Source organism: Prolixibacter sp. NT017 (assembly GCF_009617875.1).
In the GTDB taxonomy this organism is placed as follows: domain Bacteria; phylum Bacteroidota; class Bacteroidia; order Bacteroidales; family Prolixibacteraceae; genus Prolixibacter.
The window spans coordinates 2,301,785-2,324,908 of sequence record NZ_BLAV01000001.1 but is presented as its reverse complement, the minus strand read 5'-3'; the positions used below and the strand labels follow the sequence as shown (position 1 = coordinate 2,324,908).

General features: G+C 43.0%; 22 protein-coding genes and 1 riboswitch. All 22 genes read left to right on the top strand.

Translation table 11 applies throughout. The annotated features are described in order from the left end of the window. The first annotated feature begins 256 nt into the window (after window positions 1-256). The 22 genes from GJU87_RS09735 (at window position 257) to GJU87_RS09630 (ending at window position 23,090) form a co-directional block, all read left to right on the top strand. Window positions 257-3,121 carry a TIM-barrel domain-containing protein gene (locus GJU87_RS09735; protein ID WP_153639346.1) on the top strand — a complete coding sequence of 955 codons (2,865 nt, stop codon included), beginning with the start codon at window positions 257-259 and terminating at the stop codon, window positions 3,119-3,121. 43 nt (window positions 3,122-3,164) lie between these two features. Beyond that, the gene (locus GJU87_RS09730; RefSeq protein ID WP_153639345.1) at window positions 3,165-3,803 is read left to right on the top strand and encodes a GDSL-type esterase/lipase family protein; all 639 of its coding nucleotides are present in this window, start codon (window positions 3,165-3,167) and stop codon (window positions 3,801-3,803) included. Between the two features lie 237 nt (window positions 3,804-4,040). After that, the gene (locus GJU87_RS09725; protein WP_153639344.1) at window positions 4,041-5,126 is read left to right on the top strand and encodes a 5-aminoimidazole-4-carboxamide ribonucleotide transformylase; all 1,086 of its coding nucleotides are present in this window, start codon (window positions 4,041-4,043) and stop codon (window positions 5,124-5,126) included. Window positions 5,127-5,467: 341 nt separating this feature from the next. Next, window positions 5,468-5,947 (top strand): hypothetical protein, encoded by a 480-nt coding sequence (locus GJU87_RS09720; RefSeq protein WP_153639343.1) that lies wholly within the window; start codon window positions 5,468-5,470, stop codon window positions 5,945-5,947. 660 nt (window positions 5,948-6,607) lie between these two features. Then, window positions 6,608-7,207 (top strand): hypothetical protein, encoded by a 600-nt coding sequence (locus tag GJU87_RS09715; protein ID WP_194831494.1) that lies wholly within the window; start codon window positions 6,608-6,610, stop codon window positions 7,205-7,207. Continuing rightward, on the top strand, window positions 7,204-7,662 hold the full coding sequence (locus GJU87_RS09710) for a DUF2062 domain-containing protein (protein WP_153639341.1): 459 nt from the start codon (window positions 7,204-7,206) through the stop codon (window positions 7,660-7,662). Before GJU87_RS09715 ends, GJU87_RS09710 begins: the two co-directional genes overlap by 4 nt. Then, window positions 7,652-8,470, top strand: coding sequence for an SDR family oxidoreductase (locus tag GJU87_RS09705; RefSeq protein WP_153639340.1), 819 nt, complete (start codon window positions 7,652-7,654; stop codon window positions 8,468-8,470). The genes GJU87_RS09710 and GJU87_RS09705 overlap by 11 nt, the downstream gene beginning before the upstream one ends. After that, window positions 8,467-9,450 (top strand): NAD-dependent epimerase/dehydratase family protein, encoded by a 984-nt coding sequence (locus GJU87_RS09700; RefSeq protein ID WP_153639339.1) that lies wholly within the window; start codon window positions 8,467-8,469, stop codon window positions 9,448-9,450. Before GJU87_RS09705 ends, GJU87_RS09700 begins: the two co-directional genes overlap by 4 nt. A gap of 219 nt (window positions 9,451-9,669) precedes the next feature. Continuing rightward, window positions 9,670-10,521: a sensor histidine kinase gene (locus GJU87_RS09695; RefSeq protein WP_194831493.1), complete on the top strand. Its 852-nt coding sequence runs from the start codon at window positions 9,670-9,672 to the stop codon at window positions 10,519-10,521. Beyond that, entirely contained in the window at window positions 10,502-11,257 is a 756-nt protein-coding gene (locus GJU87_RS09690; RefSeq protein WP_153639337.1) for a LytTR family DNA-binding domain-containing protein, read from the top strand. The genes GJU87_RS09695 and GJU87_RS09690 overlap by 20 nt, the downstream gene beginning before the upstream one ends. A gap of 374 nt (window positions 11,258-11,631) precedes the next feature. Next, window positions 11,632-12,756, top strand: coding sequence for a hypothetical protein (locus GJU87_RS09685; RefSeq protein ID WP_153639336.1), 1,125 nt, complete (start codon window positions 11,632-11,634; stop codon window positions 12,754-12,756). A gap of 659 nt (window positions 12,757-13,415) precedes the next feature. Then, window positions 13,416-13,517: riboswitch (TPP riboswitch) on the top strand. 143 nt (window positions 13,518-13,660) lie between these two features. After that, window positions 13,661-14,455: a hydroxyethylthiazole kinase gene (thiM, locus tag GJU87_RS09680; protein WP_153639335.1), complete on the top strand. Its 795-nt coding sequence runs from the start codon at window positions 13,661-13,663 to the stop codon at window positions 14,453-14,455. Next, window positions 14,452-15,099 (top strand): thiamine phosphate synthase, encoded by a 648-nt coding sequence (gene thiE / locus GJU87_RS09675; RefSeq protein WP_153639334.1) that lies wholly within the window; start codon window positions 14,452-14,454, stop codon window positions 15,097-15,099. The genes thiM and thiE overlap by 4 nt, the downstream gene beginning before the upstream one ends. Continuing rightward, on the top strand, window positions 15,086-15,733 hold the full coding sequence (locus GJU87_RS09670; RefSeq protein WP_153639333.1) for a TenA family protein: 648 nt from the start codon (window positions 15,086-15,088) through the stop codon (window positions 15,731-15,733). The genes thiE and GJU87_RS09670 overlap by 14 nt, the downstream gene beginning before the upstream one ends. Before the next feature lie 23 nt (window positions 15,734-15,756). Further along, complete coding sequence (gene thiL, locus GJU87_RS09665; protein ID WP_153639332.1) at window positions 15,757-16,758, top strand: thiamine-phosphate kinase; 1,002 nt, start codon at window positions 15,757-15,759, stop codon at window positions 16,756-16,758. A gap of 30 nt (window positions 16,759-16,788) precedes the next feature. Next, window positions 16,789-17,595 (top strand): bifunctional hydroxymethylpyrimidine kinase/phosphomethylpyrimidine kinase, encoded by an 807-nt coding sequence (thiD, locus tag GJU87_RS09660; RefSeq protein WP_153639331.1) that lies wholly within the window; start codon window positions 16,789-16,791, stop codon window positions 17,593-17,595. A 3-nt stretch (window positions 17,596-17,598) separates the two neighbouring features. Then, complete coding sequence (gene hxpB / locus GJU87_RS09655; RefSeq protein WP_153639330.1) at window positions 17,599-18,255, top strand: hexitol phosphatase HxpB; 657 nt, start codon at window positions 17,599-17,601, stop codon at window positions 18,253-18,255. 144 nt (window positions 18,256-18,399) lie between these two features. Continuing rightward, entirely contained in the window at window positions 18,400-19,305 is a 906-nt protein-coding gene (locus tag GJU87_RS09650) for an AraC family transcriptional regulator (protein ID WP_153639329.1), read from the top strand. 47 nt (window positions 19,306-19,352) lie between these two features. Continuing rightward, entirely contained in the window at window positions 19,353-20,144 is a 792-nt protein-coding gene (locus GJU87_RS09645) for an MBL fold metallo-hydrolase (protein WP_153639328.1), read from the top strand. Window positions 20,145-20,149: 5 nt separating this feature from the next. Then, window positions 20,150-21,085 carry a ketopantoate reductase family protein gene (locus tag GJU87_RS09640; RefSeq protein ID WP_153639327.1) on the top strand — a complete coding sequence of 312 codons (936 nt, stop codon included), beginning with the start codon at window positions 20,150-20,152 and terminating at the stop codon, window positions 21,083-21,085. 588 nt (window positions 21,086-21,673) lie between these two features. Beyond that, window positions 21,674-22,255 (top strand): TetR/AcrR family transcriptional regulator, encoded by a 582-nt coding sequence (locus tag GJU87_RS09635; RefSeq protein ID WP_153639326.1) that lies wholly within the window; start codon window positions 21,674-21,676, stop codon window positions 22,253-22,255. 43 nt (window positions 22,256-22,298) lie between these two features. After that, window positions 22,299-23,090 (top strand): SDR family NAD(P)-dependent oxidoreductase, encoded by a 792-nt coding sequence (locus GJU87_RS09630; RefSeq protein ID WP_153639325.1) that lies wholly within the window; start codon window positions 22,299-22,301, stop codon window positions 23,088-23,090. The last annotated feature ends 34 nt before the right edge of the window (window positions 23,091-23,124 follow it).

Sequence of the window (23,124 nt, the reverse complement as noted above, 5' to 3'; positions counted from 1 at the left end):
AAACTTGGACTATTTATTTTCTTTTAGGATGATATCAGAAAAACGCACAAGAGCGAATTTTGATGCAATAGTACGTATATGAGTGTTATCTTTTTGTCTAATAATGCGGTAGGATGTAGGTCGTATGTTTCGCGAATGGCGAAAAGTTTCCCGTTCAAATAATTTCTCCACCCATTGAAAACATTTGTACTCCCTGTTTCTGCCTTTTTCTTGAGAATTTAGCTGGCCGAATATTCTTTTAAAAACCTAATTGACGATGAAAGGGAAAAACATATATCTAAGCCTGCTACTTGCACTTTTATTCGCTTCGTGTTCTTCTACACAGTATCAAAAGTTGAACGATGGCATTGTCGTGAATCTAAAACAGAACGGAAAAACAGCCACCCACAAGGTTCGTTTGCAGGTTCTGGGAGATGAGTTGATTCACGTTTCCGCTACTCCGGATAAAAACTTTCCAAAGGATTCGAGCCTGATTATTGTTCCCGGCTTGCATACTGTTCCTTTTACGGTGGACGATGAAGGGGATTCCATCCGGTTAAGCACGAAGAAATTAAATGTCATGGTCTCCAAAGCAGATGGGGGAATCAAATTCAAAGATAAAGAAGGCAAGCTTATTCTGGCCGAAAAGAAGGGGGGAGGCCGAACCTTTACCCCGATTGACGTCGATGGAACAAAAGGCTACACCATCCGGCAACTGTTTGATTCGCCGGCTGACGAAGCTTTTTATGGTCTGGGACAACATCAGTCCGACGAGTTTAATTACAAAGGGAAAAGCGAACAACTGTTTCAGTACAATACGAAGGTTTCGGTGCCTTTTATCGTTTCCAACAAGAATTATGGATTGTTGTGGGACAGCTATTCACTGAGCCGGTTTGGTGACAGTCGCGCTTACCAGCAGCTGAACCGGGCTTTTAAGTTATACGATGAAAATGGAAAGCCGGGAGGATTGACCGGAACCTATGTTTCGCTGACTAAAGCCAGACCCAACCTGGTACGCACAGAAGATTCCCTTTATTTCGAGGACATAAAAACCGTCAGGAATTTGCCGGAGAATTTCCCTTTAAAAAATGCCCATGTAACCTATGCCGGGGAAATTGAAGCACCACATAGCGGACCATATCGCCTCATATTATATTATGCAGGGTATGTAAAAGTGTACGTGGATAATAAATTGGAGGTGCCGGAGCGTTGGCGCACCGCATGGAACCCCAATAGTTACAAATTCACAGTCAACCTGGAAGCCGGAAAACGTGTTCCGATTCGTGTTGACTGGAGACCTGACGGAGGTAAATCGTATTGCGGGTTACAGGTGGAAACCCCACTTCCGAAAGATGAGCAAAACAGCCAGGTTTGGTGGAGCGAAATGAACAAGAAAATGGATTACTATTTTGTATATGGCAAATCCATGGACGAAGTCATCAAAGGCTACCGCACGCTAACCGGAAAATCACAGATCATGCCAAAATGGGCCATGGGCTTCTGGCAAAGTCGCGAAAGATATAAAACCCAAAATCAAATACTCAGTACCCTGAAAGAATTCAGGAAGCTCAAATTTCCTATTGACAACATTGTACTCGACTGGTTTTACTGGCCGGAAACAAAATGGGGAAGTCACCAATTTGATAAGAACCGTTTCCCGGATCCGAAGGCGATGGTCGACTCCATTCATGCCATGAACGCCCATATGATGATTTCCGTATGGCCCAAGTTTTATGCGACGACCAAGCATTTCAAGGAATTCGAGAAGCATGGTTGGATGTACATGCAGGCCGTAAAAGATAGTATTCGAGACTGGGTTGGCTCCGGTTATGTGGGGTCATTTTATGATGCTTATTCGGCCGGAGCCCGGAAATTGTTCTGGAAACAGATGTACGACAATTTATACCCGTTGGGGATTGATGCCTGGTGGATGGATGCCAGCGAGCCAAATATTCTCGATTGTACCGATATGAGGTACCGGAAAGAATTGTGTGGCCCGACGGCTTTGGGACCTTCCACCGAGTATTTCAATGCATATGCGTTGATGAACGCCGAAGCGATTTATAACGGACAACGCGGTGTCGCTCCCAACAAACGTGTTTTCTTGTTAACCCGTTCTGGTTTTGCCGGATTGCAGCATTACTCTACGGCTACCTGGAGCGGGGATATTGCTACCCGCTGGGAGGATATGAAAGCACAGATTGCAGCCGGAATGAATTTCTCCATCAGCGGTATTCCGTATTGGACGATGGACATTGGTGGTTTCTGTGTCGAAGACCGGTACGTAAAAGGTCAGATGGTGTACAACCGGACAGGCAAAGTAGATGCTGATTACAAAGAATGGCGGGAGCTGAATACCCGTTGGTACCAGTTCGGCGCTTTTGCTCCTTTATACCGGGCACATGGGCAATACCCTTATCGTGAACCCTGGAACATTGCTCCGAAAGGTACCCCTACCTACAATTCCATTTTATATTACACCCAGTTGCGTTACCGGTTGATGCCTTACATCTATACCCTGGCCGGGATGACCTGGTTCGATGATTACACCATCATGCGACCGTTGGTTATGGATTTTCCCGGCGACAAAAACGTTGAAAACATTGGCGACCAGTATATGTTTGGGCCGGCATTTATGGTCTGTCCTGTTTATACTTACCAGGCACGCAGCCGCAAGGTTTATTTCCCGAAAGGCACCAACTGGTACAATTTCTATACGGGAAAAATGATTCAGGGCGGGCAGTCTTTAACCGTGGATGCTCCGTACAACCGTATGCCTTTGTTTGTACATGAAGGGGCTATCATCACGGTCGGGCCTGCACTTCAATACAGCAATGAGACGCTGCCCAAAAAGATTGTCCTGTATGTTTATCGCGGGCAGGATGGACAGTTTACCCTTTACGAAGACGAAGGTGTCAACTATGATTACGAAAAAGGTGCTTATTCGAACATTTCGTTCAGCTACAACGATGCAGACGGAATCCTGACCATTGGAGAACGAGAAGGTCAATTCAAGGGAATGCTGAAGGAGCGGACATTCGTTATTGTCCCGATAGGAAAAGAGACCCCAAAAGCTTTTGACCCTGATGCTAAGGGAATAGAAGTAAACTACGACGGACACGAGCAAACCATCCAATTGTAGTGGGAGTCCGGTATTGAAATGAAAATTTAAAAGTCTTGATAGAATGAAAAAATTGATAGGGTTGAGTATTATCGGCTTCCTGGTGGTAATGTCTTCATGTACCCAAAAAGTAACCCGGGTAGTCTGCGTAGGCGATAGCATTACGGAAGGTTACGGACTGGCGGTTCAAAGTAAAACAGGATATCCGGTGGAACTCGACAGCATTCTTGGTCCCGGATATACGGTACTGAATTCGGGGCGAAGTGCTACTACGTTGCAGAAGAAGGGCGATTTCCCGTACTGGATTTGCAAGGAGTTTTCAAATGACTTTGTTTTTCGACCCAACATCATGGTCATTATGCTGGGGACAAATGACACGAAACCTCAAAATTGGAATGCCGTTCGTTACGAAAAGGATTACCAGGCTTTGATTGATACGTTCAGAACGATACCGACCCATCCGAAGATGTATTTGTGTTTGCCGGTTCCCGTGTTTAAAACGAAGTGGGGAATTAACGATTCGACCGTTGTGAACGGAGTGATTCCCATTGTTAAGAAGCTGGCCAAAACCAATCATCTGCCGGTGATTGACCTGTATCATGACATGTTGAATCAGGGGGCGAACTTTACTGATAGCATTCACCCGAACGAGCACGCAGCCAAAGTGATGGCCGGATTCATTGCAAAAGAGATTGAAAAGTAAAATTCCAAATTTACTTGTTGCGCAGAGGCCCGGAGAAATTTCATGTTTCTTCGGGCCTCTCTGTTAAGTCTCGTGTCCGACGAAACAGAAGAAATTGTTAAAGATGAATAACATCTGATGACAAAATCCGGTGAAATCAGATATTCAAATAACTTTGTGAGCCATCCGACGCTATGCAGGTATACTGTTGTAGCAGCCTGAGAAATATACTGCAAAACGAATTAAAAAAACGGCACCATGAAGTTGAAATACGGAATGAATCCTTACCAGGATTATGCGGAAGTTATTGATCAGTCAAACGCACTAAGCTTATTGAACGGAAATCCAAGTGTCATCAATGTGTTGGATGCCTTGAATTCCTGGCAACTGGTGAAAGAAGTCAGCCAGACACTGAATGTTGAGTGCAGCACTTCTTTTAAGCATGTAACGCCCTCCGGTGTGGCTATTTTTAAAGACTTAAGTGACAACGAGAAAAAAGCTTACCTGATCAGGAAACCTTTATCGAAACTGGCTGCGGCATATGCCCGGGCAAGAGGAACCGACCGGTTAGCTTCGTTTGGCGATTTTATTGCTTTGAGTCATTGTGTCGATAAAGAGACAGCGCAATTGGTCAAATCAGAAGTCTCCGATGGACTTATTGCACCGGAATTCACAGATGAAGCGCTGGAAATTCTGCGTTCGAAGAAGAAAGGCAATTATGTGATCTTCCAGATAGACAAAGATTTTGAACCCAGCGAAATAGAGTCACGGGAGATATTTGGAATCACCATCAAACAAAAGCGAAATAATCTAAAAATCAACGACGAGCAACTTTCCAACGTAGTAACCGAAAATAAGGACATTCCGTCGGATATTCTCACCGACTTAAAACTCGGAATGCTGACGTTGAAATATACGCAGTCGAATTCGATTTGCGTGGTGTCGAATGGTCATGTCATTGGTATCGGTTCCGGTCAGCAGTCCAGAATTCTCTGTTCAGGACTGGCATTGACGAAAGCAAATGTCTGGTACCAGAAGAGTAAAATTGATTATTCGTTTTTAGAGCAATTTGAAAACAAGAAACGAACGGATCTGGACCAATTGATTGAGCAGGAGAGGCAAGAGCGATTTGTAGATAAAATCCTGTTGAACGAACTGCCAAACACCTGTTTGCTTTCCGATGGATTCTTCCCGCAAAAAGACAATATCGAGCTGGCCCACCAGTATGGCATCAAATACATTGCTACTCCTATGGGCTCCATCCGGGACGAGGAAATCATTGAGACAGCCAACAAATACGGCATGACCATTATCAATACCGGGGTAAGATTGTTTCATCATTGATGGTTGACTGTAAAACCTTAAGGAGCAATAAGATACAGCGAATTCGCTAACTGAGACGGGGTACATCGAATGATGTTGACCCCGTTTTTTATTTTCTGAACTGTCGCAAACGATTGCTCTTGTATTGCAATGCATAGCGGTAATGGTCCCACGTTTTAGGAAACTTAAGGGCCTAACGGGAATTAATCATGTTAAATACCGGTTTTAACACAACTCTTTCGTCCCCTCTGCTGTTATCAAGAACAAGTATAAATAGCCAAGACCATTTTTCTTCAGTATTCTGAATGACCCCGTATTTTTCAAAGACTAGCCTAACGATAGGAACATTTAAAAACAGAGTTATGACAAGAAGAAAGATTTTAGTTTCGTTGATGACAGTCTCATTGGGCTTGTTTATTTCGATGAATGTGGCGAAAGCCCAGGTGGTCAGTAAAACAAAGATGGCAGGAAAGGTCTCTGTGACAATGAGGGTTTTACCGGCTGAAACCTATCAAGGCGCCAACGCGGAGATGAAATGGGATGGTGGTGCCAGTGCGGTAACTATGAATAGTACTCCAAAGCCCAATCACCATCTGGTTGCCTTTTTAAAAGAAGGGGGCAAACCTGTTGAAAACGCTTCGGTGATGATTAGTTACCGCGAGCTTTCTCCTAAGAAAAGTGATTGGAAATCATTACCGGTGTGTCGCATGCATGTGGCCGGAAAAGGGATGGAGACCGCGCATTTTGGTAATAACCTTTGGCTGGCAAAGGGCGAGTACGAAGCCCGTGTAACGGTCAACAAGAATCCGACGGTGACATTCCGTTTCGATTTAACAAAATAAAATTCGCGTGCATTCCACCCGGGGATGTAATTAACTTCGGATCGAGCATCTTCCAATATTTTTTCCAATCGCTTTACAGTTGAATATTGAGGTGGATTTGAAAAAGTGGTAGTCTGATTGATTTAAATACAAGGAAAGCTCCGACCAGTCATCTAGGTTGGAGCTTTTTTTATGCCAAAACATCACATTCATTTGCATTCGTGAAAAAAACTTGCCATTAACTGTTTTAGCAATTGTTTTCAGCAAAACAGAGATGGGGGGCAGAGGGCTCACTTTGAATTTGCTCATATCAGAATCATTGATTATACGGTCTTTTCGGCTTCGAGGTATGTGGCAAATGCCTCAATAATTTATCGGAACCGGGCCATCTATCTAAACACGATGTCACCCAAACACACGAAATGTGTTGTTGCCTCTACCTGTTAAAGGTGACTGTTTTTCAGTATTTTTTCTGGAGATAAAACCTGCTACCGCTCCCTATTTTCAAAACGTCTTGTCTCTAATTCGGAATAGAATACAATTCAGCAAGCAATTTTTACAGTTGAAAGGGTAAAATGCCGCTTCACGGAAATTCACTTTTGGATCTGTCTGGTGCACGATATTTTAGCGATGGAAACTGTAAACAAATGAATAATGGTTATTCCCAAAACAGTCTTTTTTATGGTGTTCCTGTGTTTATGCACAGAATTGTCGGCGGCTGATAGAAATAAAGACATGGGAGGCTGGAAACTTTCACGGGAAACAGAAGGCATCTCCATATATTATCGATGGCTGAATACCGATTCATTGAGAACACGTGAAATGCGTGCACAATTTTTTATTCACGCTAAAATTCCGGCGATTCTGCGGCAATTCACCAAAGTAGAAAATTATCTCTCCTGGGCCGTTGGAATTAAAGAGTGCCGGATAAAAATAATCAACGATTCAAGCTGGGTGACCTATGCATTAATGGACTATCCATGGCCGATGAAACAAAAAGATTTGGTGACACGGCACGTTGTTAAAAAAAGCAGGTCAGAAACTGAGATCATTATTTATGCTGAACCTAAGGCTTTTCCTCCCAAAGAGGGAATCGAGCGGATGCAGAATTATACCGGCGAATGGAAATTCGTTTCGGCAGGTGAGGGGAATACCCTAATTGACTACAGGGCTGTATCGTTCACTAAACCTGTTTTCCCAAGGTTTATACTGGATCCGGTTATTCAGAAACTTTTCATCGATTCTTTTCATGAATTAAAATATTTGGCTGAGACACAATGAAGATTCAAATGCTAAAAATAGATGGGTTAAAACGGTTGTTCGTTTTAGAGGGCGATCCTAAGGTTGTTGCGCGTGGTTTTGCACTTGGTTCATTTGTCGGGATGTTACCATTTCCCGGATTTCAAATGTTGATTTCGGCTGTATTGGCTTCTCTTTTGCGTTTCCATAAGGGGGCAGCTATTGTTGGGGTTTTTAATACAAATGTTGTTACCGGTGTATTTGTTTTTGCTTTCAATTATTGGTTAGGCAAGAAAATTCTCGGAATCGATTCTTCCTTTCACATTCCGAAGCATATAAATATAGGTTTTGCAAAAACAGTAATTGAAGCCGGTTCTGATGTATTTCTTTCACTCCTTCTGGGTGGGTTTATCACCGGTATTTTGGCCATGTTTTTAGGTTATTATGTTTCACTTTCCATTTTAACAAGAAAGATAAAATCCAAAAATGAAGATTGAAAAATATACGCTTATTACCGGTGCTAGCACAGGCCTGGGAAAAGAATTAGCCCTGGAGTGTGCCCGGTTGCGGAAGAACCTGATATTAACGGCACTCCCCGGTGAAGAAATTAATCAGATGGGACCGGATTTAGCCAGGAAGTACCAGGTACAGGTGAAAACGTTTGAACTGGATTTAACGCAAATTGGGGCAGTTGAATTTTTGGTGGATAGAATAGACGATCTCGAGATTGAGATCTTAATTAACAATGCCGGCGTTGGTGGAACACAATCGTTTTTGGAGGCGACACCTGAGTATATCGACCAAATTGTTATGCTGAATATGCGGGCGTTGGTTTTGTTAAGCCGGTTGCTTTTACCGGTTCTAAAACGACAACGGAAAGCGTACATTTTAAACATCGCAAGTATGGCTTCATTTGGGCCGATGCCGTTTAAAACGGTATATCCTGCATCGAAAGCGTTTGTATATTCTTTTTCACGTGGATTGGGAGCCGAACTAAAGGGAACGGGAATAACGGTAAGTGTGGCGCATCCCGGCGGAATGCGAACCAACGCCGAAGTTACTCGCCGGATAGACAGCCATAACCGGTTTATTCGTAGCACAGCGCTATCCACTGCAAAAGTTGCGCAAATATGTATACGGCAGCTGCTTAAAGATGATGAGTTAATAATTCCGGGGTTCATGAATAAATTAAGTTGGCTAATGTTCAAAATTGTTCCGGTTTGGATGCGTTTGAAAATAATGCGTATTTCACTACAAAATGAGATAAAAAGCACGAAACAAATTGCTGGAAATATTTGTAAATGAATGTACTTGTAACAGGAGCAAATGGATTACTTGGGGCACATGTTGTAAGGAAACTGGCCGAACAGAAATTTGTTGTGCGTGCGATGGTGCGTGAAGGCAGTAATCGTAAAGCGTTGGAAGGAGTAACCTGTATACTCTTTGAAGGTAAGATAACCGATAAGGGCGATGTGGAACGAGCGGTTAGTGGTTGCGATTATGTTATACATGTGGCCGCTAAAACTTCCCAGTCACCTTCAAATGTAGAGGCCTTTTACAAAACCAACATTGAAAGTACCCGCTACCTGATTGACGCCTGTTTGAGGTGCAAAGTGAAACGTTTTGTTTTTGTTAGTTCGGCCAATTGTTTTGGTAACGGTGCTAAAAGTGCGCCGGGTAATGAGCAAAAACCCTTTATGCCCTGGCTAAAAAAATCGGGCTATGCTTATAGCAAATTACTGGCACAGCAAATGGTTTTACAGGAAGCAAAGCAACAACTGAACGCAGTGGTGGTTAATCCAACTTTTATGATTGGAGATAATGATACAAAACCAAGTAGTGGCCGAATATTTTTCCATGTGCTAAAAAAGCCTGTAATCTTTTATCCTCCCGGAGGGAAGAATTTTGTAGACGTGGAGGCAGCGGCACAAGGAGTGGTGAATGCTATGCTTAATGGAAAAAGGGGAGAGTGTTATTTGCTGGCCGGCGAAAATCTTTCCTATCTTGATTTTTTTAAAATGGTTAAGGGTATCGTAAATCAAAAATCTGTTTTTATTCAGATTCCTTCCTGGGTACTTAAAACTGCCGGTTTTGTTGGAGATATTTTGGAACATGTATTTCATATCCCTAATCAACTTACCGGCGTTAACGCAAAGATGTTGTGTGAAGATAATTTTTACACCGCTCAAAAAGCGATGAATGAAATTGATTTTGAAATAACTCCAATACATCAATCAATAGAAAAGGCTATCTTGTGGTTCAGAGAAAATAACTATATCAAATAAATGAAAGGGATAAGGAAGTTTTGGCTTCGTTTTTGGGTGGTTTTTCTTATTCAAACCATTATAAAAAGTTTTGATGAGTCTTTCCCGTATGGACCCTTCGAATTGAATTTTCGCAGCCTGGTGTTTACCCTTTTTTTTGTGTTTTATGGCCTGATAATTTGGAAGATTGCCGATTATTTCAATGGCTTTTTTCAACACTGGACAAGAAATATAAAAAGAGTGGGGCTTAAAATAGTTATTATTACCTGTTTACATGCTGTTCTTGGTTTTATTCTTGTTGCTTCGTTAAACCATTTCTACCGCTTGGGTGATGTTTACTTCTTTGGAAATGCGGAGGTCTGGAGCAAAAACTCATTTCTGAATCCTGAACTAACTGTTCCGTTGACGAGTATTTACCTGTTAATTCTTGCATTCGATGGGTATTACGAAATGCAAAAAAACCTTCAGAATGAAATACTAAAAGCAAAAGAACTGGAGAAAGAAAATATTCTGGCCCAATACAAAGCATTGAAGGCGCAGATTGAACCTCATTTTTTATTTAACAGCTTAAGCGTGCTTTCATCACTCGTTTATGAAGATGCCGACCTTTCAGCCGATTTTATTGTGAGAATGTCCAGAACACTTCGTTATATTATTGAAAAGAATGAGTTTCATTTGGTAAAACTGTCAGAGGAATTGATGTTTTTGGAAGCCTATTTTTTTCTTATTAAAACACGGCTCGATGATGGTGTTTTTTTGGAAAACAGGCTGGACAAATCCTTTGCTGAAAATACTTTTCTTCCTCCCGTTACACTGCAGCTTTTGGTGGAAAATGCCATTAATCATAACAAATATAATCCTGAAAATCCGTTGAGAATTACGATTAGCAAAGAGAATGATTTTATTGTGGTAAGGAACAATTTGAATCCGCGCGATGCGAAAAGACTTTCCACACAAACGGGATTAAAAAATCTTTCAAAAAGATACGAATTGGTATCACAAAAGAGAGTAATCGTTAACAAAACCAACGGTGAATTTGAAGTTAAAATACCGGTGTTAAATTATTCCGATTATGAACGTTTTAATATTTGAGGATGAAAAACATACAGCACTCCGATTAATTCAATTGCTTGGGAAATATGATTCGGAAATAAAAGTGCTCGATGTAATCGGTTCGGTCAAAGAAGGTATACAATGGTACCGGAATAATGCTTTTCCGGACCTGGTTTTTCAGGATATTCTTTTAAACGATGGCGATTGCTTTGATATTTTTGAAGAGGTAAAAGTGAAAACACCAATAATTTTTACAACCGCGTACAATGAATATGCGTTGCGTTCCTTTAAGATGAATAGCATCGATTATATTGTAAAACCTTATGATTACGATGAAGTTAAAGATGCGATGGATAAGTTTCGGAATTTCAGGGAAATGTTTCTGCCGCCTGAAAGCGAACTGATTAAAAGGATCGTTCTCAATGAAAAACCGGAAATAAAAAAGAGGTTTTTGGTAAAACTTGGCGATCGCTACCGGTCGATAAAAAGCGAAGATATAGCCTGGTTTATTTATGATGATGGATTGACTTTTGCAGTTACTTTCGATAATACCCGTTTCCCGGTTAATTATTCCATCGACCAGCTTTCATCACTACTCGATCCTGCACTGTTTTACCAGGTAAACCGGAAATACATGGTAAATATTGAAAGCATCCGAAATATTCACACATGGTTTAACAGTCGCTTCAAAATCGAAATAACTCCCAATTCGGAGGAGGATGTTATTGTAAGCCGCGAGCGTGCTAAAGATTTTAAACTTTGGCTCGATCGTTGATTTTTTATTGAGAACCCTTCCCGCTCTTTCAATTATCCACATCATTTTTCATTCTCCCACATCGCCGGAGGCGATAAGTGTGAGAGACCATTTCCGGTTTCCATCAGAGGGCGTTCTTCCGGAACAGGCTAGAAGAAAGAGCAAAAACTTCCAACAATGAGCATACATACAACCAGATTTCAGTTCCGGTTCGCTATTTCTAGTTCATGTTTATTAGTTTTCGGGACCACGGTTGGCGGTATGCTGATAACAATGGTTCGGGTCAAGAACCTGCAACATTTTCATACCCTTTTCAGTCGAATAAAAGGTCAATCTCTTAAATAAAGACAGTCTGTAAAGATTGTTGTTATAGTACTGTAATAAAGGATAAGATCATGAATAGAAAATCATACTTTTTGTTGCTGGTGACAGTGTTTCTGATGAATGTTCACGGTTATTGTCAATATCATTTCCCGTTTAGGAATGACAAATCTTCGATATTAGCCTATTGGTACAATTGCAAGACCGATTCCGTTACAATATCAGCATTAAATGCAACTGGGTATTTTAATTCAACACTTCAGGTTTATGGCCCTGCAATGGCCGATTCATTTCAGGTGAGGGTAGACGTTTTTCTTTCCGATAGTACCGTGGCTTACACACATACTTTTCAGATAAAGGAGAATCTTTCGGCTATAGAAACAGGTTATAAAGTTGATTTCATAAATGGGCATTTCCGAATTATGTCTTCTGTAAAACAGCTGAAATCCCTACCTGCTTTGATCAAGGTTCGCATTTATTCATCTCGCACTACCCTGGAGAAAAATATATTTCCCTGTTATCATAAGGTGTATGGACATATAACAGATTTTAATGATAAACCTTTAAAATCATTTATCTTGATTAAACCTGATGCATTTGAAGATGCGTGTGGGGTTTGGAGTGACAAAAATGGGTATTACGAAATTGAGTTGCCGGAGAGGGTTTATAATGCGTTTTATATTAACGATGGAAATTATAAGTCAACTACGTTGGAAGCCTGGTCCTGGCATATGGTTATTGATAACGAACAACAACTGGACTACAAGATCGGAACCGGCGAAGTATATAATCTACATGTCTGGCCAAATAATGGCGGGTATAACTCACTTTTTTTATCCTTTCGGCCAATGGTTCTGAAAAGTAAAGACCCTTCGCATTTAAGCCAAATGGTAAATGAAAAGGAATTTAATTGTATCGATATTGCTCCTGAATTGAGTATAAAGGATTTTAAGATTACCATAAACGGGGAAGAAACAGAGATTTTCTCATTACAAAAATATTTTGAAACAGGTAAAAATATAGCAATGCCTGCTTATCTTATTCAGGTGAAAAGACTTAAACCTACTTTTGGGAAACAAACGATTTGCGTTGAGTACAATAAGCCACCAATAGAGAGCAATGGAAAAAAAGCAGTGCAAAACAGCATGGGGTACTTCCAGTTTTATCCTAATTATTCCGGAATGTCTGCTTATTATTAATTCAATATTCTTCATTGTGTTGACGCCCAGCATTACCGCGAAGAGATGAATGTGGCTCTCGTCAAAGTCGCCCGGGTAGGCCCTGTGAAATCAGTTGCATATTTCACTGGGCAGGAGCGAGCGGGAATGGTTTTGTGCAGGGATTAAGGCATGTGTGCCCGAAAAGACCAAACCATGACATGGGTAGAAGGAGCACTTTGATTTGTGTCCCAACGACCGTCGGGATCATTCTTTTGAAACAATTGTTCTCTTTCGTAATGTTCCGGTTGTATAATGAGAGAATACGCCCACGACGCTACTCCGGTTATCCGGTATTCGGCGCCGGTAGTTGTAACTACCCGTGTCAGGTACTTATAACTACCGGTCGAGGGATAAGGTAACTACCCGTGGCTGGTTGTTAGTACTACCGGAAGCAGATACTGGTAACTACCTACGGCTGGTAGTTAGTACTATCCACTGCAGATCCTTATAACGATTTTCCTCTGATCCTTATAACCTTTTTCGGAAAAGGGTTACTACCATCTGTTGCCGATCCTTATAAGGATCTTCATCTGATCCCTATAAGGGTTTTTTATGGGGGGGTTGTAAGCAGTTTAATGACCGGGATGCAAATTTGTTGTGCCGGATGTTGCCAAAAATGAAATTTTAATACCTTTGCCTTATCTCGTTAGGGGTGTCTGCCGGAGAAATGGCAGTCTGAGATTATACCCTTTAAACCTGAAATGTATCATAACAGCGGAGGGAAACGAGGATTGTATTTGTCGATTCATTTGATAGAATAGATACAAGCCGTTTCGCAGTTCTGCGGAGCGGCTTTTTTATTGAATGGATGGAGAGCAGACGTGCTCGGTTCAAATGCATTTTCCTGAATCCGGTTGTTAATGGTGCTCAAAAATTAAGAACTATGATTGATGCAAAATCCATTAGCACTGATTTGAAAGCGGTACGGGAGCAATCGCCCCTGGTACACAACATCACCAATTACGTGGTGATGAATAACACGGCCAATGCCTTACTGGCCGTAGGGGCTTCCCCGGTGATGGCCCATGCGCCGGAGGAGGTAGCCGATATGGTCCGAATCGCCTCGGCGTTGGTGATCAACATGGGAACACTTAGCCGGCACTGGGTCGACGCGATGCTGTTGGCGGGAAAAGCAGCCAGGGAAAAAGGTATCCCTGTTGTTTTCGATCCGGTTGGAGTAGGGGCTACACCTTACCGGAATGAAGTAGCCGCCCAAATCCTGGAACAATGCCGGCCGGATTTTATCCGGGGCAATGGCTCCGAAATTATGGCTTTGGCCCATGCCAAAGCACGGACGAAAGGGGTGGATAGTACAGCGACTAGTCGTTCGGCGCTCGATAGTGCCAACGAACTGGCCAGCCGGAATGGAGCAGTCGTGGTGATCAGCGGTCCGGAGGATTTCATCACGGATGGAATCCGTGTTCACACCATTAAAAACGGCTCCCTTCTCATGCCGAAAGTGACCGGGATGGGATGTACGGCAACAGCTGTGATCGGCGCTTTTGCAGCAGTTAACAGCGACGCATTGAAAGCGGCCACGCATGCCATGGCCGTGATGGGAATTGCCGGCGAACTGGCCACTGATAAGTCCTCCGGTCCGGGTTCATTACAGCTTCAATTTATCGATACGCTTTACCAGCTATCGGAAGCCGATATCGCACAAACTTTCCGGTTATGACTTCCTTCGACTTAAGTCTGTACCTGGTAACCGATCGGGAACTGTCCAACGGTCGCTCGCTTAGCTATATCGTGGAGGAAGCGGTAAAGGGAGGCGTGACCATGGTTCAGCTACGGGAAAAGGATGGCACGACCCGCGAATTCTATGAACTGGGAATTCGCATGAAAGCTTTGCTCGATCCTCTACACATCCCGTTAGTTATCAACGACCGGCTGGATATTGCCCTGGCCGTAGATGCAGATGGATTACACATTGGGCAAAGCGACATGCCCTGGCAGGTGGCCCGCGGGATTTTGGGTAAGAATAAAATCCTGGGCTTATCGGTCGAAACGATGCAACAGGTAGAGAAAGCCAACCGGATGGATGTGGATTATATCGGGATTTCACCGGTGTTTGCCACATTGACCAAAACCGATACGCTGCAGCCGTTTGGTTTGGAGGGGTTAAAAGAAGCGACCTCCCTGTCCCGGCATCCGGCAGTAGCCATCGGAGGGATCAATCTGCAAAATGCAGCGCAGGTAATGGATAGCAGAGCCGACGGTATTGCGGTTGTTTCAGCCATTTCGTCTGCCGATAATCCCCAACAAGCTGCCAGAGAACTAAAATTAGCCATTAAAAAAAGAGTACCCAATGAAATGGAGTGAACAGGCCTGGAAGGCCAGTGAAGAAGTATATGCAGCCATTTTAAAGCTGCCCTTTTTGCACGAATTGATGAACGGCACGCTGCCGAAAGAGAAATTCTTTTTCTACCTGCAGCAGGATGCGCTCTACCTGGCTGAATATGGTAAAATACTGGCGGGCATCGCGGCCCGGTTGGACCGGAAGGAATGGCGGGAAGCCTTTTTGCATTTCTCATCCGATACGGTAGCCATAGAACAAGCCCTGCATCAGCTTTACCTTAACGGGACAACCAATCATACCGAACCGACTCCCTCTTGCCAGCTCTATACCGGATTTATGTACGGGCAACTGACCGGGGCTTCCATCGAAGAAGTGGTGGCATCGGTCCTGCCTTGTTTTTTGGTATACAAGAAGGTTGGAGATTATATCCTGGTGAATCAAACGGCCGGGGATAACCCGTACCAGTCATGGATTGATACGTACGGAGGTGAGGATTTTGCCCTGGCGGTGGAACAGGCCCTTTCGATAGGAGACGAATTGGCTGTTCGGAGTACGGAAGAACGCAGGGTTGGTATGACAAGAGCGTTTATGAAAGGATGTCAGCTGGAGTGGATGTTTTGGGACAGTGCCTGGAGACAGGAAGCATGGCCCGTTTAGTGAATCATGAAAACCCATGAAAAATGAAACTCAGGGAAATAGGTGAATTCGGTTTTATTGAACGATTTTCACCGGAATTCAAATCATTGCTCACACAGAATGTCACCGGGATTGGTGACGACTGTGCCGTTCTGCCCATGAACGAATCGGAGGACCTCCTGGTCACGACGGATATGTTGGTGGAAGACATTCATTTTCTTCGGGAAGGGATCACTCCCCGGCAACTGGGATATAAATCGGTAGCCGTTAACCTGAGCGATATTGCCGCGATGGGAGGTGAACCGCTGGGAACATTTCTTTCCATTGCTATTCCTCCGGAAATAGAGGTCGAATACCTGGATGAACTCATGAAAGGGTATCGTGAAATATCGGCAAAATACAAGGTCCCGTTACTGGGGGGAGACACCACCCAGTCAGTCAAACACCTGGCGATTAATGTCAGTGTACTGGGCAAGTGTCCAAAGGGAATGGCGCGTCTTCGTTCGATCGCACAAACCGGTGATGTGATTTGCACCACCGGGTACCTGGGCGATTCGGGAGGCGGCCTGAAGGTTTTGTTGGAGAAGGTAGCACCGACTACTGACAGCAACTATTTACTGAACCGGCACCATTTGCCCGAACCACGTCTGCCCGAAGGGCGCTTCCTGCAAGATTTTCCCGGCGTACATGCCATGATGGATGTATCCGACGGGATTGCATCCGATTTGAAGCATATCTTAAAAGCTTCCGGTAAAACAGCCCGGGTTCATCTTGACAAGCTTCCTGTTTCCGAGAGTTTGAGGAAGGTTTGTGAAGATCAACGCTGGAATGTTGAGGAGCTGGCTACCGGTGGAGGAGAGGATTATGAATTGCTTTTTACGGTTGAGGGGGGACAGTTGGAAGAGTTGCAGGAAGAATTCCTCCGGAAATTTAATCAACCGGTTTACCCGGTCGGAACCATCGAAGAGGGAGAACCGGCTGTTCAATGGTTCCGGAATGGACAAGCAGTCACCTTTGCCAAAGGCGGGTTTAATCATTTTTTGTAATCCAACGTATGTGAAAACATGGAGTAACCTATGCAATACAAACGAGTTTTAACCATTGCCGGAAGCGACCCCAGTGGCGGGGCCGGCATTCAGGCCGATCTGAAAACCATGTCGGCCTGCGGATGTTTTGGTACGACAGCCATAACAGCTATCGTTGATGAGAATACAGTAGGTGTTTACGGAGTCCATCCGGTGCCCATCGATTTTGTGAAAGGGCAAATCAAATCGGTGGTGGATGATATCGGTGTGGATGCAGTTAAAATCGGGATGCTGCACTCTTCCGAGTTGATTTTAGCCGTGAAAGAAATGTTAGTCCGTTACGGGATCGCGAACATCGTCCTTGACCCGGTGATGGTGGCCACATCCGGAGATAAGCTTTTGCAGGATGAAGCCATATCGACTTTGCAAAACGAACTGATTCCCATGGTACGGGTGATAACGCCCAATATTCCGGAAGCAGAGATTCTATCCGGCAGAACCATTCGAAAACAATCGGACCTGCCGGAAGTCATTAAAACTCTTTCCTGTAACGGAACGGTTTCGGTCCTGCTCAAAGCGGGGCACCTGAGTGAGGAAGAGTTGGTCGACGTGTTTTATAATGCCGAAACGGATGAAATCATTGAGCTACGTTCGAAGCGCATTATGACCCGGAATACACATGGAACCGGATGTACTTTCTCCTCAGCTATTGCCTCTTTTTTGGCACAGCAGCTTCCACTGAACGAGGCCATAAAAGAAGCGAAGAATTACATGAACCAGGCCATTGCGGAAGGTTCAAAATACGAAATAGGGAAGGGACATGGTCCGGTTCACCATTTTTATCATTTTTGGAAATGAGTTATGAAGCAGAAAATTGAGGCAGTAATTTTTGATATGGATGGAGTCATCATTGATTCCGAAGCCATCTGGAAAAGGGCGGAACAGGAAGTCTTTTCATCGGTTGGCGTGGAATTGTCACCGGAGTTGTGTGAGTTCACCGAAGCAATGACCACGGCTGCTGTTACTCAGTTTTGGTACGAGCGGTTTCCCTGGAAGGAAAAGTCGTTGGCAGAGGTCGAGAACAAGGTCATTGAACGAGTGGCCGGTTTAATAAGGCAAGAAGGTAAGGCGATTGATGGTGTGGAGCGTTTTATCAGGAAAATAAAGCAACAGGGATACAAAATCGGGCTGGCGACCAATTCGCCTGCTCTATTAATCCCGGTTGTCCTGGAAAAGCTGGGGATCAGCGATTATTTCGATGCAATTGCCTCTGCCGAACATGAGCAGGAAGGGAAACCCAGCCCCGCGGTTTATTTATCAGTCATTGAGAAATTGGGACTAACACCGGACGCTTGTGTGGCCATTGAAGATTCCCCATCAGGACTGATGGCGGCGAGGAAGGCAGGAATGAAAACTATCGCCATTGTCAATGATGCCCATGCAAAAGCGGAGTTCGGAATAGCCGATTTGATTGTCAATCATTACGGTGAACTGGATTTAAAAACTGAAAATTATTGATTAGGAAGTCGAAGTCTCAGGTTCAAACCGTTTTTGTTGTTGGCAGTTTACCCGGTTGATAATTTTAACAGCATTTCTCCAACGTGAGTCTTGCTGAAACTTGTACAAGTTCGATAACGTAATTTAGAAAACCAGCACAGGCAAATGAACGTACTCGAATTTCCGGAACAGAAAATCCTCGACAGACTTACCAATGTGGTTCAAAATCAGAAGCGGGATATTGAGTGGCCGAATGTGGTGGCAACTTCGTCAAAGAAGCAATACGAGAAATCGGTATTTGAAAGTTCACTCAGCATTTTGGCTAACAAGAGAGGTACAGCAAATATTTATACAAACAGACGGAGTCTTAAGGTTTGCGAACAAACCTTTTATGTGTGTAATCCATTCGAATCGTTCGATTACAAGATTGACTCGGAAGAGCTTGTTGAAACATTTAATGTGCATCTGAATTATGATTTCTATACGGAGGCCATGCATGCTCTCTTGAGTTCAGACGAACAACTGCTGGATTGCCCTTTTGGGGAGAATACATCTTATCGGTTTATTAATCACCTGCATTTCAAAACTCCGCATATGAATCGGATGATTGATTCTTATCGGGAAGAGGAAGAAGAGACTTTCCTTGTCAACATTCTGTCGGGTTGCCTGCATTCGGACCATAAAGAGCGAAGCAAAAACGTCAATATTCCGGTAGCCAAAAAATCGACAAGAGAAGAGTTGTTCCGACGAATGCTTATTGCGAAAGACTATATCTACAGTCATTACAACAACCCTGGATTATCAGTAAATCACATCTCCAAATTAGTGGCGATGTCGGAATTTCATTTCTTGAGAACCTTTAAAAGCGTACATGGAATTTCTCCTTATCAATACATCAGGGGAATCAGAATCGAGAAAGCCCGGTATTTAATCCGGGAAACCGATATGCCCATTGCCGAAATAGCCTACTCTGTTGGTTTTCGCGAACCTAACGCCATATACCCGGTCCTAAAAAAGGAGTTGTCGAAAACACCGCAAAAATACAGGAGAGAAAATAGCAATTCTCAATAGCTACTTTGTTCTGGTCCGGCTTTACATTCGTGGAAAACAATGTAATTATGGATATTCAACTGATAAGAAATGCCACCGTAAAAATTAAATTTGGCGAAAAAACCTGGCTGGTCGATCCGTTCCTGGGCGATATGGGCAGTCTTCCTCCCTTTGCCGGGAAATCTCCTAACCCTGTAGTGCCTTTGCCTGTACCGATATCAGAAATACTGGAAGATGTCGATTATGTATTGCTCACTCATTTACATCCTGACCATTTTGATGAGAGGGCACGGCAGGCAGTTCCAACGTCAGTTCCGTTTGTTGTTCAGCCAGCTGATGCGGAAGCGATAAAAGAAATGGGATTTTCGAAGATAAACGTCATTGACCAGGAAGATCAATTGGGGATGGTAAAGATTTCGAGGGTAGGAGCTCAACACGGTGATGGCGAGATTTTAAAGGTAATGGGAGCAGTTTCGGGGTATATCCTGGAAACAAGAGATGAACCGCCATTATACATTACCGGCGACACCGTTTGGTGCGATTCGGTTAAAGAAACGTTGGACAGGTATAATCCGGGTGTGGTTATCTGCAATGCAGGAGGAAATGTTTTTTTACCCGAGGACAACCCGTTCAGAGAACAAATTTCCCTGAAACATATTCACCAGGTTATTATGGATGAAAAACAGGTATTGAAACTACTGACCTACAGGGAACAAATATCGGTAGTGGCTGTTCACATAGGAGCCCTGGATCATGAAACCGTTTCGCGGAAGAGTCTGAAGGAATACCTGCGGACCAGTGGAATAGATATGAGGCAGGTTTATGTGCCGGAAGACGGGGAAATGATTAAACTTAATTAGTATTTATGGATAACAAAAAAATATACATCATCGGAGCCGGAGCAATAGGAAAAGCTCTGGCTGTTTTTTTGCAGAGTGAGAACAGGGATGTGGCGCTTATCAGGGGGCGTGAAGATAATATACCTGCCAAAGTAGAACTCATCACAGTAACCAACGGGGAAAATCAGACGTTTCAGCAGCAAATAACCACCACCACCTTTAGCAACCTGTCTGCTATCGATGGTATTGTACTGGTTACAACCAAAGCTTTTGCCAATGAAATGCTTGCCGCGAAACTGAAGAACAAGAAGGGCCGTTTTTCGATTGTTTTGCTTCAGAACGGGTTGAATGTCGAAAAGCCTTTCGAAGATTTCGACCAACTCTATCGGTGTGTGCTGTTTTCTACCAGTCAGATCGTCAGTACCAATCAGGTGTCGTTTAAGTCGGTTACAGCTTCTCCTGTTGGAATCATCAATGGAAAGGAAACAGTTCTGAATTCCATCGTCGGGCAAATTAGTACTGTTCATTTTGCATTTAGAAGCGAATTCAATATTGTGAAATATGTATGGGATAAGGCCATTATAAATTGTGCCTTCAATTCAATTTGTCCACTGCTTGAAGTTGACAACGGAATCTTTCACACGAATCCGGAAGCCCTGGAATTGGCGGAAAGCATCATTGGTGAATGCGTAGCGCTGGCGGATAAATTGGGTATCGTAGTTCATTCGGGAGAGATAAAAGAAAAGCTGTTGCAGATAAGCCAGCGGGCAGAAGGACAACTTATTTCAACTTACGAGGATATCAGAAATAACAGGAGAACTGAAATTGAGAGCCTGAATCTTGAAATGGCAAGACTGGCTGACGAAGCAGGCGTACCCGGTCTGGTGACGAATACCAGGCTGCTGGGAGAAATGATACGCATAAAATCAAAAATCCGAATTGAACAGATAAAGACTATCTGAAGCGATGACCGTTGTGGTGGTACTCTGGGGACGAGGAAAAAGGACATATAAAAGTCCCTGAAAACGCTCTTCAGGGGCTGAATTAAGACCACGATACACTATTTCGGATGGTGATGGATATTTACCCTTACATTTTTCATGTGTTTATTGATAACAACGCAAATGTTCACGCATTTGGCATTTCCTGTAATAGTTCAATCTTTCTGTTTTTGTGCGGGAATCCGGGAAGTGGGCTGGAAAGAACAAAACCGTGAAGCGGACGGAAGGGGCACTTTGACCTGCCGTTTGTCAGGAGGACAGAAAACGAATTTATTACTGTTTTTTTTGCAGATATCGGGATTCAGAGTACCTAAATCCCGATATTTTTAGAGTTAAAATCTCTGCGGCTTCATGGCGAGGACTTCACGAGGTTTTGAAATTTTTCGGGTTTCGTTGTTTATGTATGGAATCCTTGCGTCTAGATAGTGTAGTAGTTTTGGCACATTCGACGTTGATGCCGCAAAATGGTGGTAGTAAATCAAAAAAAAGTATCGAACTGAGCATATTAATTAGTTTTTACTATTTTTGTATCGAATATTACAATAATAGATGAAAGGGAGACCGAGTATATTTCGAGACAAAGATATAATTCTGAAGGCCCAGGAAGTGTTCTGGGAACGAGGTTTTTGCGCCACTTCGTTATCGGACCTAAGTAAAGCGACGGGGGCTGGGGCAGGGAGTTTATATAATACGTTCAAGGGAGGGAAAAAAGAGCTTTTTAAAAAATCACTTCAACAACGGAGAGAAGATTTTAATGATTTCAAAACCAAGCTTGAAAACAGCGACACCCCGATTGAGCTAATCAAAGACTTTTTTCTTAGTGTGGCAGTGGCTTCCGAAAAGTCCCATTTAAAAGGATGTATCGTGGCAAATACAATTGTTGAAATGACTTTCGTTGACGATGAATTGGAAGATGAAGCAATTGGGATTTTGAGAGAAACGGAGGAGTTGTATACAGCTATTATTTGTGCGGAACAGAAGAAGGGAAATATCAAATCAAAATTACCGGCAGATTCTTTGGGAAAATTTTTAATTACGCTTTGGTGTGGAATTAATTCATTGAGAAGAATTTATCCGGACCAGGAGATACTAAGGCGACAAATTGAATTGCAATTACAACTAATCGAATAAAATTTTTTTATTTATTTTTTTAACAATCATTACAAAAGAAGAGATGGATTTACAACTTGAAGGGAAAAGGGCTTTTATTAGTGGCTCGACACAAGGCATTGGATTTGCGATAGCACAACAATTATTAAATGAAGGTGTTTCCGTAACAATTAACGGACGACAAGAATCTAAAACTGAACAAGCAAGGGAAAAACTACAGAAGCAATATCCCAATGCAAGTATTTCAGCGCTATCAGCAGACTTTTCAAAGAAAAATGAAGTTGAGAAATTACTCCAGGAACTGACCGGTGTCGATATCTTAATAAACAACGTGGGCATATTTGATGTGAGAAATTTTGAAAATATATTGGATGAAGACTGGTACAACGTTTTTGAAGTAAACGTAATGAGCAGTGTGCGTTTATCGAGACATCTGCTACCACAGATGCTCAGTAAAAAATGGGGGCGAATCATCTTCATCAGCAGTGAATCGGGTGTGAATGTACCTGAAAATATGATTCATTACGGAATGACAAAATCTGCAATGGCAGCTATCGCCAACGGACTTTCAAAACTGACGAAAGGAACAGAAATTACAGTTAATACGATTTTGGGAGGACCGACTTATTCCGATGGGGTAGCAGAAGTCGTTGAACAGATAGCAGAAGCTCAGAATATTGAGCTTGAACAAATGAAAAATGTAATTTTAGAACAATCAAATTCGCACATTTTGTTACAACGGTTTATTGACTCAACTGAAATAGCAAATTTGGCCACCTATTTATCGAGCCCTTTATCAATTGCTACAAACGGGGCAACTCTAAGAGCAGATTCGGGAGTGCTAAAAACAATATAACCCCGACCGCTAACATCCGTAAATAGCAAATAAC

Coding starts and splice junctions, on each gene's coding strand:
- GJU87_RS09730 (WP_153639345.1), top strand. CDS start 3,165: ATGAAAAAATTGATAGGGTTGAGTATTATCGGCTTCCTGGTGGTAATG.
- GJU87_RS09710 (WP_153639341.1), top strand. CDS start 7,204: ATGAAGATTCAAATGCTAAAAATAGATGGGTTAAAACGGTTGTTCGTT.
- GJU87_RS09640 (WP_153639327.1), top strand. CDS start 20,150: ATGGATAACAAAAAAATATACATCATCGGAGCCGGAGCAATAGGAAAA.
- thiE (WP_153639334.1), top strand. CDS start 14,452: ATGACTTCCTTCGACTTAAGTCTGTACCTGGTAACCGATCGGGAACTG.
- GJU87_RS09725 (WP_153639344.1), top strand. CDS start 4,041: ATGAAGTTGAAATACGGAATGAATCCTTACCAGGATTATGCGGAAGTT.
- GJU87_RS09670 (WP_153639333.1), top strand. CDS start 15,086: ATGAAATGGAGTGAACAGGCCTGGAAGGCCAGTGAAGAAGTATATGCA.
- thiL (WP_153639332.1), top strand. CDS start 15,757: ATGAAACTCAGGGAAATAGGTGAATTCGGTTTTATTGAACGATTTTCA.
- GJU87_RS09635 (WP_153639326.1), top strand. CDS start 21,674: ATGAAAGGGAGACCGAGTATATTTCGAGACAAAGATATAATTCTGAAG.
- GJU87_RS09735 (WP_153639346.1), top strand. CDS start 257: ATGAAAGGGAAAAACATATATCTAAGCCTGCTACTTGCACTTTTATTC.
- GJU87_RS09715 (WP_194831494.1), top strand. CDS start 6,608: ATGGTGTTCCTGTGTTTATGCACAGAATTGTCGGCGGCTGATAGAAAT.
- GJU87_RS09650 (WP_153639329.1), top strand. CDS start 18,400: ATGAACGTACTCGAATTTCCGGAACAGAAAATCCTCGACAGACTTACC.
- GJU87_RS09705 (WP_153639340.1), top strand. CDS start 7,652: ATGAAGATTGAAAAATATACGCTTATTACCGGTGCTAGCACAGGCCTG.
- thiD (WP_153639331.1), top strand. CDS start 16,789: ATGCAATACAAACGAGTTTTAACCATTGCCGGAAGCGACCCCAGTGGC.
- GJU87_RS09685 (WP_153639336.1), top strand. CDS start 11,632: ATGAATAGAAAATCATACTTTTTGTTGCTGGTGACAGTGTTTCTGATG.
- GJU87_RS09645 (WP_153639328.1), top strand. CDS start 19,353: ATGGATATTCAACTGATAAGAAATGCCACCGTAAAAATTAAATTTGGC.
- GJU87_RS09720 (WP_153639343.1), top strand. CDS start 5,468: ATGACAAGAAGAAAGATTTTAGTTTCGTTGATGACAGTCTCATTGGGC.
- hxpB (WP_153639330.1), top strand. CDS start 17,599: ATGAAGCAGAAAATTGAGGCAGTAATTTTTGATATGGATGGAGTCATC.
- GJU87_RS09700 (WP_153639339.1), top strand. CDS start 8,467: ATGAATGTACTTGTAACAGGAGCAAATGGATTACTTGGGGCACATGTT.
- thiM (WP_153639335.1), top strand. CDS start 13,661: ATGATTGATGCAAAATCCATTAGCACTGATTTGAAAGCGGTACGGGAG.
- GJU87_RS09630 (WP_153639325.1), top strand. CDS start 22,299: ATGGATTTACAACTTGAAGGGAAAAGGGCTTTTATTAGTGGCTCGACA.
- GJU87_RS09690 (WP_153639337.1), top strand. CDS start 10,502: ATGAACGTTTTAATATTTGAGGATGAAAAACATACAGCACTCCGATTA.